This window comes from Roseibacterium elongatum DSM 19469, assembly GCF_000590925.1.
GTDB classification, from domain to species: Bacteria; Pseudomonadota; Alphaproteobacteria; order Rhodobacterales; family Rhodobacteraceae; genus Roseibacterium; species Roseibacterium elongatum.
In genome coordinates, this window is sequence record NZ_CP004372.1 from 229,176 (window position 1) to 243,837 (window position 14,662).

The window sequence follows — 14,662 nt, forward strand, 5'->3', positions numbered from 1 at the left end:
CTTGATCGCAAAGGGAATGGCCGGGTTGGGTGCGGTCCCACGGAGGGCTGGTTCGCCGAGGCGCGCCTCCCCATTGCCCCTTTCCCCTTGCCGCCACCCCCTTCTGCGCCCATGTGGACCCAAGCGCCCGCCGGGGCCGCCTTGCCAAGGCAGCGCCCCGGAATTAGGGTGCCGCGACTTTTGACCGGGGGGGACCCATCCGCCCCGACAGACATGACAGAGGACCCCGATGGAAGCCTTCGCCCAGTTCGTCCCGCTGATCCTGATCTTCGCGATCATGTATCTCCTCCTGATCCGCCCGCAGCAGAAGAAGGTGAAGGAGCATCAGGCCATGGTCGCGGCCCTGCGCCGCGGCGACGAGATCGTCACGCAGGGCGGGCTGATCGGCAAGATCACCAAGGTCAAGGACGAGGGCGAGGTCGAGGTCGAGCTGAGCCAGGGCGTGAAGGTGCGCGTGGTGCGCCCGACCATCGCGCAGGTCCGCTCGAAAACCGAGCCCGCCGCCAACGACTGAGCCCCAACGCATGGGGCCTGACGGCCCCGCGCCAAGACAGACAGGCCCCAGATGCTGCAAATCCCCCTATGGAACCGGCTGTTCATCATCGCCGTGGTGCTGGCCGGGCTGGCCTTTGCCATGCCCAACCTGTTCTACGAACGGGTCGAGCGGTACAACGATGCCCTCGCCGAGGTCGAAGAGACCGGCGTGACCAGCGACGCGGCGGCCGAAGCACTGTCGAGCTGGCCGTCCTTCCTGCCCTCGACGCTGGTGAACCTGGGGCTCGACCTGCGCGGCGGGGCGCATCTGTTGGCCGAGGTCAGCGTTGCCGATGTCTACGAGGCGCGGATGGATGCGCTCTGGCCCGAGGTGCGCGACACGCTGCGCGATCTGCGTGACACGGTGGGCACGATCCGGCGGCAGGACGCCCCCCTGGGCGAGTTGCACGTCCGTGTAAGCCAGCCCGAGGGCCTGCCCGAGGCGGTTTCGGCCGTGCGCGGGCTGGGCCAGCCGGTGGCCAGCCTGACCGGCGTGGGCGCCTCGACGCTGGATGTCCGCGGCGAGGGCGATCTGTTGATCGTGACCCTGTCCGAGGCCGAGCGCGAGGCCACGGATGACCGGACCATGCAGCAATCCGTGGAAATCGTGCGCCGCCGCGTCGACGAGGCTGGCACGCGCGAGCCGACGATCCAGCGCCAGGGGGCCGACCGCATCCTGATCCAGGTGCCCGGCATCGGCAGCGCGCAGGAGTTGAAGGACCTGATCGGCACCACCGCGCGGCTGACCTTTCACCCGGTCGTCGGACGCACCGATGACCCGCAGGCCGATGTCGCCTCGCGCCAGATGATCCTGCCCTCGATGGACGAGGAGGGCACGTTCTACATCCTCGAACAGACCCCGGTCGTCAGCGGCGACGACCTAGTCGACAGCCAGCCCAGTTTCGAACAGCAATCGGGCCTGCCGGTCGTCACCTTCCGCTTCAACACCACCGGGGCGCGGGCCTTTGGCGAATACACGGCGGCCAATGTGGGCGCGCCCTTTGCCATCGTGCTGGACGAAGAGGTGATCTCGGCCCCCGTGATCCGGCAGGCCATCACCGGCGGGTCGGGCCAGATCAGCGGCAACTTCACGGTGGAAAGCTCGACCGAACTGGCCGTGCTGCTGCGCGCGGGTGCGCTGCCGGCCGAGATGACCTTCCTCGAAGAACGCACCATCGGGCCGGAACTGGGCGCGGACAGCATCGCGGCCGGCGAGATGGCGGCGCTGGTGGCCTTCGCCGCCGTGCTGGTCTTCATGATCGCCAGTTACGGGTTGTTCGGGGTCTTCGCCTCGACCGCGCTGATCCTGAACGTGGGGCTGATCTTCGGCGTGCTCAGCCTGATCGGGGCGACGCTGACCCTGCCGGGCATCGCGGGGATCGTTCTGACCATCGGGATGGCGGTGGACGCCAATGTGCTTGTCTTCGAGCGCATCCGCGAAGAGTTGAAGACCGCGCGCGGCCCGGCCCGTGCGATCGAGCTGGGCTACGAGCGCGCGCTGAGTGCGATCATCGACGCCAACCTGACGACCTTCATCATCGCGGTGATCCTGTTCGCGTTGGGCTCGGGGCCGGTGCGCGGCTTTTCGGTGACGCTGGGGATCGGGATCATGACCTCGGTCTTCACCGCCATCTACGTCACCCGCCTGTTGATCGTGACCTGGTTCGACCGGGCCCGCCCCAAGACAATCGAGGTCTGAGCCATGCGCCTGAAACTGGTTCCCCAGGACACGAATTTCGATTTCTTCAAATACGCCAAGGCAACCTTCGGGGCCTCGGTGGTCGCGATGATCCTGTCCATCGGGATCTGGCTGAGCATGGGGCTGAATTTCGGCATCGACTTTCTCGGCGGCACCACGATCCGCACCGAGTCGGCGCAACAGATCGACGTGGGCGCCTATCGCGCGGTGCTGGAGCCGCTGGGCCTCGGCGATGTGACGATCACCGAGGTGTTCGACCCCACCTTCGCCGCCGATCAGAACGTGGCTATGGTGCGTATCCAGGCGCAGGAAGGTGCGGAATCGGTCACGCCCGAGATCATCCTGGCCGTGGAAGAGGCGCTGCGCGGGCTGGACCCCGAGATGACCTTCCCTTCGGTCGAGTCCGTGGGGCCGAAGGTCTCGGGCGAGTTGATCCAGACCGCCCTTCTGGCCGTGGCGGCGGCGCTGGCCGCGCTGCTGGTCTATATCTGGCTGCGCTTCGAATGGCAGTTCTCGGTCGGGGCCATCGCGGCGCTGGTGCACGACATCGTGCTGACGATCGGCTTGTTCAGCCTGCTGCAGATCCGCTTCGATCTGGCGACCATCGCCGCGCTGCTGACGATCATCGGCTATTCGATCAACGACACGGTGGTGATCTTCGACCGCCTGCGCGAGAACCTGATCAAGTACAAGCAGCGCGCGCTGCGCGACGTGATGAACCTCAGCGCCAACGAAACGCTGAGCCGGACCCTGATGACGAGCGGAACGACGCTGATCGCGTTGATCGCGCTGCTGGTGCTGGGGGGCGACGTGATTCGGGGCTTTGTCTTCGCCATCTTCTGGGGCGTGATCGTGGGGACCTATTCCTCGATCTACGTGGCCAAGAACGTGGTGCTGATGATCGGGGTCAAGCGCGACTGGTCCAAGCCGTCCTCGGGCGGGGGCACGCAATTCGCCGATATCGATGCCTGACTGGCTGGCCCTGGCTCTGTCCGAGCCGGGGGTGATCTGGGTCTGCGGGGCCTCGGCGCTCGCCGGGCTGATCTACGGCTTTGCCGGGTTCGGCTCGGCGCTGATCTTCATGCCGCTTGCGACCATCTTCGTGCCGCCCCCCATCGCGGTGGCGGCGTTTTCGCTATCGGCGCTGGCCTCGCTGGTGACGGTGGTGCCCGGCGCGTGGAAGGTGGCCGACCGCCGGGCCACCGGGCTGATGATCCTGGCCTGTCTGGTCGCGACGCCCTTGGGCGTGGCCGCCCTGCGCCTGGCGCCGGGGGACGCGATCCGCGCGGCGGTCTGCGTGCTGACGCTGCTGACCCTGGCGGCCCTGGTGATGGGATGGCGGATGCCGGTTTCCCCCGGCCCGGTGATGCGGGCGGGGGTGGGCGCGCTGGCCGGCGTGACCGGCGGGGCGACGGGGCTGAACGGGCCGCCGGTGATCCTGTTCAACCTCGGGACGGCGGGGCAGCCGGTGGCGGTCACGCGGGGCAATCTTGCGGTCTTCCTGACGCTGACCTCGCTGAGCTTTCTGCCGCAGCTCTGGCTGCAGGGGCTGTTGCCGGCGCGGGCGCTGGCCCTTGGCGTGCTGCTTCTGATCCCCTATGGGATGGGGACGTGGATCGGGGCGCGCCTGTTCCGGCCCGAGCGGGCGGGATTTTACCGCGGCGCGGCCTATCTGCTGATCGGGGCGGCGGGGATCGCCGGCCTGCCGATCTGGACCTGAGACACGAGACACGCACCGCGAGCGACCCGACGGGAGGCCCCCATGCGCATCACCGAGATCACCTATGACGACAGCAAGCCCGTGGATGGCTATGGGCCGGGGTTCTTTCGGCTGGGCGGCGAGCGCATCGAGGGGGCCGTGCTGCTGATGCCCACGGGCGTGCGGGCCTGGCTGGGCTATGCCGAGATCCAGCCGATCCTCGAGGGGGCGGACGAAATCGACGTGCTGCTGGTGGGCACCGGGGCGGAGATCGCGCATCTGCCCGGCGACCTGCGGACGCGGCTGGAAGAGGCGGGGATCGGGGTGGAGGCGATGGCCAGCCCCGCCGCCTGCCGCACCTACAACGTGTTGATCGCCGAGGGACGCCGCGTGGGCGCGGCCCTGTTGCCGGTCTGAGACCGCCGAGGGATTGCGCCGCGCTGTGCGCGGCGCCGGGGTGACGCCGCGAAAGGGGCCTTGAGCCCCTTGCGCGGCGCGCGCGTCCCGCACGGTGCATATTTGAAGGATAAAGATGGGGGCGGGATGCGCGGGGGTCAGTCGCGGTCGAGCTGGCCGAGGATCACGACACGCAATTCGCGTTCGAGTTTGCGGCGCATCGCCTCGGCGAACTCGTCATGGCTGCGGGCGAATTCGACGAAGGCACCGGGGCCCTGGATGACCTCGTCGAGATAATACTGCTCGATCTCGCGCGAGGCGCCGCCGATGGCCAGCCCGTTCACGGTGACGCCGGCCAGCGGGAAATGGGCATAGGCGGCCTCGGGGGGGAAGCCGTCATTGTTCTGGCCGTCGCCCGAGATATCGAGGGTCTGGAACAGGCAGGGGGGCGCCTCGGCGAAATGGGAGGCGGCAAAGCCGAGCGCATAGCCCAGTGCGGTCGGAAAATCCTCGTGCGCGCGGGTGGCGCGCAGCACCCGTTCGGCCACGGTGGTCAGGTCGGCCTCGGAGCGGATCATCGTCCAGTCGACGAGGATGTCCTGCTGAAAGCGCCCCGACCATTCGTAGATCGAAAGCGCCACCGGGCCATTGCCCGAAAGGGCGGCCTCGACCACGTTGGGGTCGATCAGGGCGGCGGCCAGCCCCTGGATCTGCTGGGCGTATTCCTCGGCATCGACCGAGGCCGACACGTCCAGACCCAAGAGCAGCGCCAGGCGGCACTGCTCTTGTGCGGTAGCGGGCGCGGGCGCGGCCAGGCCCGCCGCGACCGCCAGAGCCAAAAGGGCGCGGCGGATCACCAATGCCCGGTGTTCTCCATCGAGGCCCAGGGTTCGGCCGGGGCCAGCGCCTCGCCGGCCTGCAACAGCTCGACCGAGATGTTGTCGGGCGAGCGGACGAAGGCCATGCGCCCGTCGCGGGGCGGACGGTTGATGGTCACGCCGTTGTCCATCAGGTGCTGGCAGGTCTCGTAGATATTGTCGACCGCATAGGCGAGATGGCCGAAATGGCGGCTGTCCGAGGGCAGCCCCTCATCCCCGTCCCAGTTGTAGGTCAATTCGACCGGGCACTCCTCCTGCCCCGGGGGGGCCATGAAGATCAGCGAAAAGCGGCCCGGCTCGTTCTCCATCCGGCGGGTTTCGCGCAGGCCCAGCAATTCGTAGAAGGCCATGGATTTTTCCAGATCCTTCACGCGCACCATCGTGTGCAGGTATTTCAGTCCCATACCGCTCCCCTTTCGTCGGACTCGCTCTGGGCGAAGCTTAGCGCGAGACTACCGCGAACACAGCCCGCCCGCGCGGTAAATTTCACGTGGCCGGGGGCGGCGGGGGCCGATGCGACACGGCACCCCATGCCATCGACCCCCCTTCATCTTGCGGCCCGCCCGCCCAGTGATGCAAAATGTAGTGAACGCGCCCCAGCGAATCCCATGCCAAGGAAAGGCCCGCCCCCATGCCCCTGACAGATGACCAACTGGCCGAGATCGAGGCCGCCCGCGCCACCCCCCAGCCGACGCTGCGCGCCGTTGCCCCGGGGATGGAGCAGCACCTCTACAAGGCGGTGCCGGTGCTGGACCACGGGTTCGTGCGGGTCATCGACTACATGGGCGACGACGCGGCCATCGTGCAGGCGGCGCGCGTCAGCTACGGCGCGGGGACGAAAAAGACGCGCGATGACAGCGGGTTGATCCGCTACCTGATGCGGCACTGGCACTCGACCCCGTTCGAGATGTGCGAGATCAAGCTGCACGTCAAACTGCCCGTCTTCGTCGCGCGGCAGTGGATCCGGCACCGCACGGCGAATGTGAACGAGTATTCCGCGCGCTACTCGATCCTCGACCGGGAGTTCTACATCCCCGAACCCGACGCGCTGGCCGCGCAATCGACGGTCAACAACCAGGGCCGGGGCGAGGTGCTGCAGGGGGAAGAGGCTGCGCGGGTGCTGGAGATCCTGAAATCCGACGCGGGCCGCGCCTATAACAATTACGAGGCGATGCTGTCACAGGACGGGCAGCAGGGGCTGGCGCGCGAATTGGCGCGGATGAACCTGCCCGCCAATATCTACACGCAATGGTATTGGAAGGTGGACCTGCACAACCTGTTTCACTTCCTGCGGCTGCGGGCGGACGAGCACGCGCAATACGAGATCCGCGTCTATGCGCAGGCCATTGCCGACATGGTGAAGGACTGGGTGCCCGCGGCCTATGGCGCCTTCGAGGATTACCGCATGGGCGGCGTGGCGCTGAGCGCGAAAGGGGTCGAGGTGTTGAAGCGGCGTCTGGCGGGGGAAGACGTGACGCAGGAGAATAGCGGGATGAGCAAGGGGGAATGGCGGGAGTTTGTTGAGGTGTTTGGGTGATCTGAGGATAGATGCCGTTCTCAGTTTACATTGATGAGAGTGGTGATGCCGGCATCGTCCGGGTTCGCGACGAAGAGCAACCCGGCTCCTCACCCTATTTTGTTTTGGCGGCGTGTGTTGTCCAACCCGCGTCCGCAATTCAGGTGAGGAAGGCGGTTGAGGCTTTTAGGTCCGCGATCGGTAAGAAAAACTGGAAACACGCCACAGACCTCAATCACTCTCAGAAAGTCTTCTTTTGCCGTTCAGTGTCCACATTGCCCGTGCGATTCTTTGGGTTGGTTTCGAAAAAATCAACCCTGAAGGATTACAAGTCGCAGATTGGGTCAGACCCGCAACATTACTATAATAAGTGTCTTCAATATCTATTGGAGAGAGTCTTCACATACTTGTCTCCGAGAATCTCTTCGTCTGAAGAAGTGTCTGTTATTCTTGAAAATAGGAATCATGACTATGATCGCATGATACGTTTTCTCGCAAAGGTTAAAGACAACCCATTTTTCCCGGAGTCAAAGGCGCTACAGCACCTAAACCCCTTCGGTATTTCCACAAGGTTGAAGGGTGAAGAAGATATTTTAGAAGTTTCTGATCTTGTGTCTCATGCTCTATTTCAATGCGTGAACAAATCAAAGGCAAACTACTACATTCCTGAGTATCGCTATTTTCAAGAGTTGTCCTCAAGGTTTGCTGCCGATGATGCTGGGCGAGTTTTGGGTGCAGGATTGAAGTGTATCCATTCGCTCGATGCGCTGGAGTTGGATAGCAACGTTAAAGAAGTATTCCAAAGGGCAAAGGCACCGCCGCCTATCTAAAAGCACTCCTCGGTTGCGCCATGGCGGGACAAGTCCCGCCCTACGGGTCTCGACACCTCCCCCCACCGCCCTACCTCCGCTCCACACCAACCGCCGGAGCGCCCATGTCCCTCGTCATCCTCTTCGTCGCGACCTCGCTTATCTTCCTGATCGCCGATGCGGTCATGTTGCGCTCGGTGATCCAGCCGGTCTTTGCGCGGCATCTGGGCGATGCGCTCTATGAGGGCGGGTTTCGCCTGTTGCCGGCGGTGCTGTTCTATTTGACCTGAGACCCGACTTCCGTCCAGCCTTCAGGAGAATCCGTCGGTTGATTTCTGGCCTCATGCGGCCTTCGTTTCCAGTCTCGATTTCATTGCAAACTCCTGCGGCGTGAGATTGCCCAGGGATGAGTGGGGTCTGTTTCGGTTGTAGTCCTCCTTCCATGCGCCGATCTTTTCACGGGCTTCGGCCAGCGTTGAGAACAGGGTCTCGTTCAAGAGCTCGTCCCGGAAGCTGCCGTTGAACGATTCGATGAAGCCGTTCTGCATCGGCTTTCCCGGCGCGATGTAGTGCCAGCCGATCCGCGTTTCCTGGCACCATCTGAGCACCGCCATACTGGTTAGTTCCGTGCCGTTGTCGCTGACAATCGTTCTGGGTCGTCCGCGTCTGGCCATGATCGCTGACAGCTCTCGTGTGACCCGCAGCCCCGAAAGCGAAGTGTCCGCAACCAATGCCAGACATTCGCGACTGAAGTCGTCCACGATGGCCAAAACCCGGAACCTGCGTCCATCTGTAAAGGCGTCCGAGACGAAATCCAGGCTCCAGCGCTCATTGGGCCGTTCCGGAACCAGCATCGGCCTGCGTGTCCCGAGCGCCCGTTTGCGACCGCCGCGCTTCCTCACCTGCAGCTTCTCCTCGCGGTAAAGCCGCCTCAGCTTCTTCAGGTTCACTTGCCAGCCTTGTCGTTCCAGCATCACATGCACCCGCCGATAGCCGAACCGACGGCGCTCGGCCGCCACAGCCTTCATCGCCTTGCGTAGATCGGCATCGTCCGGGCGCACGCTTTGATAGCGTACGCTCGACCGATCCGCCCCGACAACTGAACACGCCCGCCGCTGGCTCACCTGGTGCGCTTCGCACAGATGCGCCACGGCTTCCCGCCTGGCCGCGGGCGTCACCATTTTTTTGATGCAACGTCTCGCAGCATCGCGTTGTCCAGCATCTGCTCGGCCAACAGCTTCTTCAGCTTTGTGTTCTCGTCCTCAAGCGCCTTCAGCTTCCGGGCATCCGACACTTCGAGCCCACCAAACTTCGCTTTCCATTTGTAGAACGTGGCCGAGCTGATCCCATGTTCCCGGCACACATCCGCCGTCGCCAGGCCGCTCTCCTGCTGCTTCAGGATCGCGATAATCTGCTCTTCGCTGAACCGTGATCTCTTCATTCCGTCCGTCTCCTTCGTTGGGACGGACTCTACCTCAAAATGGATGAGGAAACGGGTCTCAGGTCATATTTCACCTACATGTTCGGCGTGCTCTATTTCGCCGGCTGGCCCGCGCTGCGCGACGGGGTGCCGGTGCAGGCGCTCATGAACGGGGCGGCGCTGGGGTTTTTCGCCTATGGCACCTACGAGTTCACGTCCTGGGCCGTGATGCGCGACTGGCATCCGCAGATGGTCGCGGTCGACCTGGCCTGGGGCACAGCGGTGACGGCCCTGTCGGCCTGGGGCGGTGTGATGATCGCGCGGGCGGTGACGGGGTAGACCGCGCGCGCCGGGCGCCGTCGGCATCCGGGCGCGTGCGGCGCGTATGTACAGGCTGTGTACGGCCCGTGTACGCGCTGTGACGCCCTGATCCGGGCTTTTCCCCCGCCCCTTGCTCTGGCATACCCGCGCGCGACCGCAGTCGCTCAGCCGAGGCCCCCATGCACGACATCCGCGCCATCCGCGAGACCCCCGACGCCTTCGACGCCGCGCTGGCCCGTCGGGGCCTTGCGCCTCAATCGCCCGCGATCCTCGCCCTCGACGAGGCCCGCCGCGCCTGCATCGCGCGGGCCGAGGCCGCCCAAGCCGAACGCAACGCCGCCTCCAAGGCAGTCGGCCGCGCAAAGGCCAGCGGCGACGAGGCCGAGTTCGAACGCCTCCGCGCGCTTGTGTCTGAAAAGAAAGAAGAAATCGCACGCCTGGAGGATGAGGCCAAGGACAAGGACGCCGCCCTGCGCGACCTGCTGTCGGGCATCCCGAACCTGCCCTATGACGACATCCCCGAGGGCGCGGACGAGGCCGACAATGTCGAGATCCACCGCTGGGGCAAGCCGCGCGACTTCGATTTCCAACCCAAGGAACATTACGAGCTTGCGGCTGTTCAGGGTGGCATGGATTTCGAGACGGCGGCCAAACTGTCGGGTTCGCGTTTCGTGCTGATGTCGGGCGCCGTCGCCCGCCTTCATCGGGCGCTCGCGCAGTTCATGCTCGACATTCACACGCTGGAAAACGGCCTGACCGAGGTCAACGCCCCCGTCCTCGTCCGCGACGACATCATGTATGGCACGGGGCAATTGCCGAAGTTCGGCGAAGACAGCTACCAGACGACGAATGGCTGGTGGCTGATCCCGACCTCGGAGGTGTCGCTGACCAATATCGTCAACGACACGATCGTCGAGGAAAGCTATCTGCCGCGCCGCTACACCGCGCATTCGCTGTGCTTCCGGTCCGAGGCCGGCTCGGCGGGGCGCGACACGGCGGGCATGCTGCGCCAGCACCAGTTCGAGAAGGTCGAGATGGTCTCGATCACTCATCCCGACCAGTCGGACGAGGAACAGAAACGCATGTTGCGCTGCGCCGAAGGCATTCTCGAGGCGCTGCAAATCCCCTACCGGACGGTCGTCCTGTGCACGGGCGACATGGGCTTCGGCGCGCGGCGCACCTATGACATCGAGGCGTGGCTGCCGGGCCAGAACACCTATCGCGAGATCAGTTCCGTCTCGACCTGCGGCGATTTCCAGGCGCGGCGGATGAACGCGCGCTTCCGCCCCGCGGGCGGCGGCAAGCCCGAGTTCGTCCATACGCTGAACGGCTCGGGCCTGGCCGTCGGGCGCTGCCTGATCGCGGTTCTGGAAAACGGGCAGCAGGAAGACGGCTCGGTCCTGTTGCCGCAGGTGCTTCATCCCTACATGGGGGGGAGAAGCCGCATCACGCCCGAGGGAACCCTTGACTGAGATCGACCGCACCGACCCGCCGCCCGAAAACCCCGACGACCCGCGCGACACGGCGCGGATGAAGGCCGTCTTCGTCGTGATCGCGGCGCTGGCCTTTTTCGTATCGCCGCTGTTCAACGACCCGTTCACCGGGTTCGAGCCGGGGCAGATGCCCGTCGCGGTGGCCGAGCCGCCGGTGACGCCCGCGGGCTACGCCTTTGCCATTTGGGGGGTGATCTACCTGTGGCTGGTGGCCTCGGCGCTGTTCGGGCTGATCAAGCGCGACACCGCCGAAGACTGGGACGCCACGCGCTGGCCCCTGTTCATGTCGCTGGCGGTCGGGGCGTCGTGGATCCCCATCGCGCTGACCTCGCCCGTGCTCGCCACGATCCTGATCTGGGCGATGTGGGCCGGGGCGGTCTGGGCGCTCCTGCGCGCACCGACGCGGGACCGGAGCTGGCTGGCCTGGCCGCTGGGCCTTTATGCCGGGTGGCTGACGGCGGCCAGTTCGGTGGCCACGGCGACCGTCGTCATGGGATATGGCCTCCTGCCGCCCATGGCCGCCAGTTGGGCGGGGCTGCTGCTGGCGCTTTGCATCGCTCTGCCGCTGAGCCAACGTCTGCGCACGCCGACCTACGCCTTTGCCGCCGGCTGGGCCGCCGTGGGGATCGTGGTAGCGAACTGGCCCACGCTTTACGGATTCGCTGCGGCGGCCGGCGCGCTTCTGCTGCTGGGGCAGGCCGCGCGTCAGGGGCTGGCTTTGCGCGGCTGATCCCGGCTGGGGGGGGAGTTGCGCCGCGGCCTTGCCGCGTCGCCCGGGCAAGCGCGACAAGGGGCAAGGGGCCCCTTGCCGCGCTGACGCCTCCGGCGGGCATATTTGAAGGATAAAGATGCACAGGCGCGGTGCAGTGCGTGGCGGGGCGTGACCGAAGGCGCACGTCCTGCGGGCGTGGCGGGGTGGCCCCCTTGTTCGCCCAAGGTCCACGGGCTACACGCGGAGGCGATCCCGTTTTTCCGCCAGACCCGCCGGAGACCCCATGCGCATCCTCATCACCAATGACGACGGCATCAACGCCCCCGGCCTCAAGGTGCTGGAGGCCATCGCCGCCGAGGTCGCCGGCCCCCAGGGCGAGGTCTGGACCGTCGCGCCGGCCTTCGAGCAATCGGGCGTGGCGCATTGCATCTCCTATGTGCATCCCACCATGATTGCCGAGCTTGGCCCGCGCCGCTTTGCCGCCGAGGGCACGCCGGCCGATTGCGTTCTGGCGGGCCTGAGTGACGTTCTGGCCGACACGCCGCCCGATCTGGTGCTGTCGGGGGTCAACCGGGGCAACAACGCCGCTGAAAACGTGCTCTATTCCGGCACCATCGGCGGCGCGATGGAGGCCGCGCTTCAGGGCCTGCCCGCCATTGCCATGTCGCAATACTATGGTCCCGGCAATCTCGGGCTGGAGAACAGTTTCGAGGCCGCGGCGCAGCATGGGGCGGCCCTGGTGCGCGCGCTGTGGGATCAGGGGCATTGGGACCGCGAGGATTACCGCGTGTTCTACAACGTGAATTTCCCGCCCGTCGCCGCCGCCGCGGTGAAAGGCACCCGCGTCACCGCACAGGGGTTCCGGCGCGGCACCGGGTTTTCCATGACGCCGCAACTGGCCCCCAATGGCCGCCGGTTCCTGTGGATCAAGGGCGGCCCGCAGGATGTGCCGACCCAGCCGGGCACCGATGCCCATGCCAATCTGGATGGCTACATATCGGTCACGCCGCTGCGCGCGGACCTGACCGCCCACGAGGCGCTGGACGGGCTGAGGGCGGCGCTGGAGACATGAGCGACGCCGAACGCAAGATGCAGTTCCTGTTCCAGTTGCGCCAGAAGGGCGTGACCGATGCCCGCGTCCTCTCGGCTATGGAAAAGGTCGATCGCGGCGATTTCGTGCGCGGGCATTTCGCCGACCGCGCCTATGACGACATGCCCTTGCCCATTTCCTGCGGACAGACGATCAGCCAGCCGTCGGTCGTGGGGCTGATGAGCCAGGCGCTGAACGTGCAGCCGCGCGACACCGTGCTCGAGGTGGGCACCGGGTCGGGCTATCAGGCCGCCGTGCTCAGCCATCTGGCGCGCCGGGTCTATACCGTGGATCGCCACCGCAGCCTGACGCGCGCGGCCGAGCTGATCTTTACCCGCGGCGGGTATTCCAACATCACCGTTCTGACCGCCGATGGCTGTTTCGGCCTGCCCGAGCAGGGGCCCTTTGACCGGATTCTGGTGACCGCCGCGGCCGAGGACCCGCCGGGGCCGCTCTTGGCGCAGCTCAAGATCGGCGGGAGCATGGTGCTGCCGGTCGGCCAATCCGACCATGTGCAGAGCCTGATCAAGGTCACGCGGACCGAACAGGGGTTCGACTACGAGGAACTGATGCCGGTGCGCTTCGTCCCGCTGGTCGAGGGGTTGGCCGCCGATTGACGGCGCATGCCTGCCGATGAACGGCCCCGGGGACTGGAAAACAAGGGCGCCTTCGGTGTAGAACCGCGCAAAAAGGGGTTTGACCCCGCCCGCACTGACGAGCATGCCCGGTCCGCCGCGCCGGACCCCGTGAACAGGATCGCCCATGCCCCGCGCTTTTCCGCTCTTCGCCCTTGGCCTTGCCGTGCCCTTGCTCACGGGCTGTGTGGGCGCCATCTCCGACCTCGATTTCGACTTTCGGAACGGCCCGATCTCCTCGGGTGTCGCCGCCGAAACCGCCCCGCGGCCGGAACCGGACGCGAACGGGCTGATCACCTATGAAAGCTATCAGATGGTCGTCGCCCGCCGCGGCGACAGCGTGGCCGACGTGGCGGGCCGGCTGGGCCTGACGGCCGAGGAACTGGCCCGCTTCAACGGCCGCATGCCCGGCGATGCCTTGCGCGACGGCGAGGTCTTGGCCCTGCCACGGCGCGTGTCGCCGCCGGGCAGCGACGGGACGGATATCGCCGCCATCGCGCGGGGCGCCATCGACGCCGCCGAAGCCAGCGGCCGGGGGACGGCCGCGTCCGGCCCGACACCGCTGCCGGGGGCCGAGCCGGTGCAACACCGCGTCGGGCGGGGCGAGACCGCCTATTCGGTCGCGCGGCTTTACGGCGTCTCGGTGCGCGCCCTGGCCGAATGGAACGGCCTTGGCCCCGACCTCGCCGTGCGCGAGGGGCAGGTCCTGCTGATCCCCATCGTCATCGAGAACGCCGACACCGTGACCGAAGCACAGCGCCCCGGCGAGAGTATCGCGCCCCCGCCCCCCTCGGCCGCGACCCCGCTGCCCAACGCGATCGAGGCCGCCCCCCTGCCGCCCGCCACTGGCGGCGGACCGGCGGCACCCGCGCCGGCCCCCGCCCCGGAACCCGAAAGCACGGCCCGCTTCATCCGCCCGATCGACGGCACGGTGCTGCGCGATTTCTCGGCTTCGACCGAAGGGATCGATTATGCCGCGCCCGCCGGCACTCCGGTGCGGGCCGCCGCGGACGGCACCGTCGCCGCGATCACCCAGGACACCGACCAGATCCCGATCCTGGTCCTGCGTCACGACGACGGGCTACTGACGGTCTACGCCAATATTCAGAACATCCGCGTGGCGCGCGGCGACACCGTCAGCCGTGGCCAGAATGTCGCCGAGGTGGGCGCAGCCGATCCGTCCTTCCTGCATTTCGAGGTGCGGCGCGGCTTCGAATCGGTGGACCCGAACCAGTTCCTGCCCTGACGGGCGGTGGCGCGCCGCGCCTCAAGCTTCCTTCGGAAGCCATCGCCGCGCCGCCCGGCCGCCTGCGGCCGGTGGCACCCGGTTGTCCGGCCAAGCGCAGCAGGGCCGAGCTCGGCGAGGCATATTTTCAGGATAAAGATGGGGCAGGATGCGCGATGCGACGCCCCGCCCCGCTATCCGAACCGGCTTCGCAAGGCAGGGCGTGCATCTTCAT

The 14,662-nt window shown here is 66.4% G+C and carries 16 protein-coding genes and 1 pseudogene; 14 read left to right on the top strand and 3 right to left on the bottom strand.

All coding sequences use genetic code 11. The features are described 5' to 3' along the window. The first annotated feature begins 229 nt into the window (after nucleotides 1-229). Genes yajC through ROSELON_RS01185 form a run of 5 tightly spaced genes read left to right on the top strand, consistent with a single transcriptional unit; the run spans nucleotide 230 to nucleotide 4,349 of the window. Nucleotides 230-514: a preprotein translocase subunit YajC gene (yajC, locus tag ROSELON_RS01165; RefSeq protein ID WP_025310628.1), complete on the top strand. Its 285-nt coding sequence runs from the start codon at nucleotides 230-232 to the stop codon at nucleotides 512-514. Nucleotides 515-565: 51 nt separating this feature from the next. Then, nucleotides 566-2,233, top strand: coding sequence for a protein translocase subunit SecD (secD, locus tag ROSELON_RS01170; RefSeq protein WP_025310629.1), 1,668 nt, complete (start codon nucleotides 566-568; stop codon nucleotides 2,231-2,233). 3 nt (nucleotides 2,234-2,236) lie between these two features. Further along, nucleotides 2,237-3,205, top strand: coding sequence for a protein translocase subunit SecF (gene secF, locus ROSELON_RS01175; RefSeq protein ID WP_025310630.1), 969 nt, complete (start codon nucleotides 2,237-2,239; stop codon nucleotides 3,203-3,205). Further along, a complete protein-coding gene (locus tag ROSELON_RS01180; RefSeq protein WP_025310631.1) occupies nucleotides 3,198-3,953 on the top strand; it encodes a sulfite exporter TauE/SafE family protein in 756 nt (251 codons plus the stop codon). Before secF ends, ROSELON_RS01180 begins: the two co-directional genes overlap by 8 nt. Before the next feature lie 42 nt (nucleotides 3,954-3,995). Next, nucleotides 3,996-4,349 carry an Mth938-like domain-containing protein gene (locus ROSELON_RS01185; RefSeq protein WP_025310632.1) on the top strand — a complete coding sequence of 118 codons (354 nt, stop codon included), beginning with the start codon at nucleotides 3,996-3,998 and terminating at the stop codon, nucleotides 4,347-4,349. 137 nt (nucleotides 4,350-4,486) lie between these two features. Here ROSELON_RS01185 and ROSELON_RS01190 read toward each other — a convergent pair whose 3' ends face one another. Together ROSELON_RS01190 and ROSELON_RS01195 are read right to left on the bottom strand one after the other, a co-directional pair. Further along, nucleotides 4,487-5,185, bottom strand: a complete 699-nt coding sequence (locus ROSELON_RS01190; RefSeq protein WP_025310633.1) for a DUF1194 domain-containing protein — start codon at nucleotides 5,183-5,185, stop codon at nucleotides 4,487-4,489. Further along, nucleotides 5,182-5,610 carry a VOC family protein gene (locus ROSELON_RS01195; protein ID WP_025310634.1) on the bottom strand — a complete coding sequence of 143 codons (429 nt, stop codon included), beginning with the start codon at nucleotides 5,608-5,610 and terminating at the stop codon, nucleotides 5,182-5,184. The genes ROSELON_RS01190 and ROSELON_RS01195 overlap by 4 nt, the downstream gene beginning before the upstream one ends. A gap of 227 nt (nucleotides 5,611-5,837) precedes the next feature. Between ROSELON_RS01195 and thyX the strand changes: the two genes are divergently transcribed. The 3 genes from thyX (at nucleotide 5,838) to ROSELON_RS18005 (ending at nucleotide 7,821) form a co-directional block, all read left to right on the top strand. Then, nucleotides 5,838-6,743, top strand: a complete 906-nt coding sequence (thyX, locus tag ROSELON_RS01200) for an FAD-dependent thymidylate synthase (protein WP_025310635.1) — start codon at nucleotides 5,838-5,840, stop codon at nucleotides 6,741-6,743. Between the two features lie 11 nt (nucleotides 6,744-6,754). Then, entirely contained in the window at nucleotides 6,755-7,552 is a 798-nt protein-coding gene (locus tag ROSELON_RS17685) for a DUF3800 domain-containing protein (RefSeq protein ID WP_084613585.1), read from the top strand. 104 nt (nucleotides 7,553-7,656) lie between these two features. Beyond that, nucleotides 7,657-7,821 carry a DUF2177 family protein gene (locus tag ROSELON_RS18005; protein ID WP_156945673.1) on the top strand — a complete coding sequence of 55 codons (165 nt, stop codon included), beginning with the start codon at nucleotides 7,657-7,659 and terminating at the stop codon, nucleotides 7,819-7,821. Between the two features lie 84 nt (nucleotides 7,822-7,905). On the opposite strand, the pseudogene ROSELON_RS01205 reads toward ROSELON_RS18005, so the two are convergent. Continuing rightward, nucleotides 7,906-8,972, bottom strand: a pseudogene (locus ROSELON_RS01205) (IS3 family transposase); the annotation flags it as partial. Between the two features lie 39 nt (nucleotides 8,973-9,011). Between ROSELON_RS01205 and ROSELON_RS01215 the strand changes: the two are divergent. The 6 genes from ROSELON_RS01215 to ROSELON_RS01240 all read left to right on the top strand — a co-directional run bounded on the left by ROSELON_RS01215 (nucleotide 9,012) and on the right by ROSELON_RS01240 (nucleotide 14,448). Further along, nucleotides 9,012-9,290: a DUF2177 family protein gene (locus tag ROSELON_RS01215; RefSeq protein WP_025310636.1), complete on the top strand. Its 279-nt coding sequence runs from the start codon at nucleotides 9,012-9,014 to the stop codon at nucleotides 9,288-9,290. Between the two features lie 161 nt (nucleotides 9,291-9,451). Next, entirely contained in the window at nucleotides 9,452-10,744 is a 1,293-nt protein-coding gene (gene serS / locus ROSELON_RS01220; RefSeq protein WP_025310637.1) for a serine--tRNA ligase, read from the top strand. Next, nucleotides 10,737-11,495, top strand: a complete 759-nt coding sequence (locus ROSELON_RS01225; protein ID WP_245605390.1) for a tryptophan-rich sensory protein — start codon at nucleotides 10,737-10,739, stop codon at nucleotides 11,493-11,495. The genes serS and ROSELON_RS01225 overlap by 8 nt, the downstream gene beginning before the upstream one ends. A gap of 265 nt (nucleotides 11,496-11,760) precedes the next feature. Beyond that, nucleotides 11,761-12,549: a 5'/3'-nucleotidase SurE gene (gene surE / locus ROSELON_RS01230; protein ID WP_025310639.1), complete on the top strand. Its 789-nt coding sequence runs from the start codon at nucleotides 11,761-11,763 to the stop codon at nucleotides 12,547-12,549. After that, on the top strand, nucleotides 12,546-13,184 hold the full coding sequence (locus ROSELON_RS01235; protein ID WP_025310640.1) for a protein-L-isoaspartate(D-aspartate) O-methyltransferase: 639 nt from the start codon (nucleotides 12,546-12,548) through the stop codon (nucleotides 13,182-13,184). The genes surE and ROSELON_RS01235 overlap by 4 nt, the downstream gene beginning before the upstream one ends. Before the next feature lie 145 nt (nucleotides 13,185-13,329). Then, nucleotides 13,330-14,448, top strand: coding sequence for a peptidoglycan DD-metalloendopeptidase family protein (locus ROSELON_RS01240; protein WP_025310641.1), 1,119 nt, complete (start codon nucleotides 13,330-13,332; stop codon nucleotides 14,446-14,448). The last annotated feature ends 214 nt before the right edge of the window (nucleotides 14,449-14,662 follow it).

What these genes read in the sequence shown, in the direction of transcription:
- yajC (WP_025310628.1), top strand. Translation starts at nt 230, where the DNA reads ATGGAAGCCTTCGCCCAGTTCGTCCCGCTGATCCTGATCTTCGCGATC.
- secD (WP_025310629.1), top strand. Translation starts at nt 566, where the DNA reads ATGCTGCAAATCCCCCTATGGAACCGGCTGTTCATCATCGCCGTGGTG.
- secF (WP_025310630.1), top strand. Translation starts at nt 2,237, where the DNA reads ATGCGCCTGAAACTGGTTCCCCAGGACACGAATTTCGATTTCTTCAAA.
- ROSELON_RS01180 (WP_025310631.1), top strand. Translation starts at nt 3,198, where the DNA reads ATGCCTGACTGGCTGGCCCTGGCTCTGTCCGAGCCGGGGGTGATCTGG.
- ROSELON_RS01185 (WP_025310632.1), top strand. Translation starts at nt 3,996, where the DNA reads ATGCGCATCACCGAGATCACCTATGACGACAGCAAGCCCGTGGATGGC.
- ROSELON_RS01195 (WP_025310634.1), bottom strand. Translation starts at nt 5,610, where the DNA reads ATGGGACTGAAATACCTGCACACGATGGTGCGCGTGAAGGATCTGGAA.
- thyX (WP_025310635.1), top strand. Translation starts at nt 5,838, where the DNA reads ATGCCCCTGACAGATGACCAACTGGCCGAGATCGAGGCCGCCCGCGCC.
- ROSELON_RS17685 (WP_084613585.1), top strand. Translation starts at nt 6,755, where the DNA reads ATGCCGTTCTCAGTTTACATTGATGAGAGTGGTGATGCCGGCATCGTC.
- ROSELON_RS18005 (WP_156945673.1), top strand. Translation starts at nt 7,657, where the DNA reads ATGTCCCTCGTCATCCTCTTCGTCGCGACCTCGCTTATCTTCCTGATC.
- ROSELON_RS01215 (WP_025310636.1), top strand. Translation starts at nt 9,012, where the DNA reads ATGGATGAGGAAACGGGTCTCAGGTCATATTTCACCTACATGTTCGGC.
- serS (WP_025310637.1), top strand. Translation starts at nt 9,452, where the DNA reads ATGCACGACATCCGCGCCATCCGCGAGACCCCCGACGCCTTCGACGCC.
- surE (WP_025310639.1), top strand. Translation starts at nt 11,761, where the DNA reads ATGCGCATCCTCATCACCAATGACGACGGCATCAACGCCCCCGGCCTC.
- ROSELON_RS01235 (WP_025310640.1), top strand. Translation starts at nt 12,546, where the DNA reads ATGAGCGACGCCGAACGCAAGATGCAGTTCCTGTTCCAGTTGCGCCAG.
- ROSELON_RS01240 (WP_025310641.1), top strand. Translation starts at nt 13,330, where the DNA reads ATGCCCCGCGCTTTTCCGCTCTTCGCCCTTGGCCTTGCCGTGCCCTTG.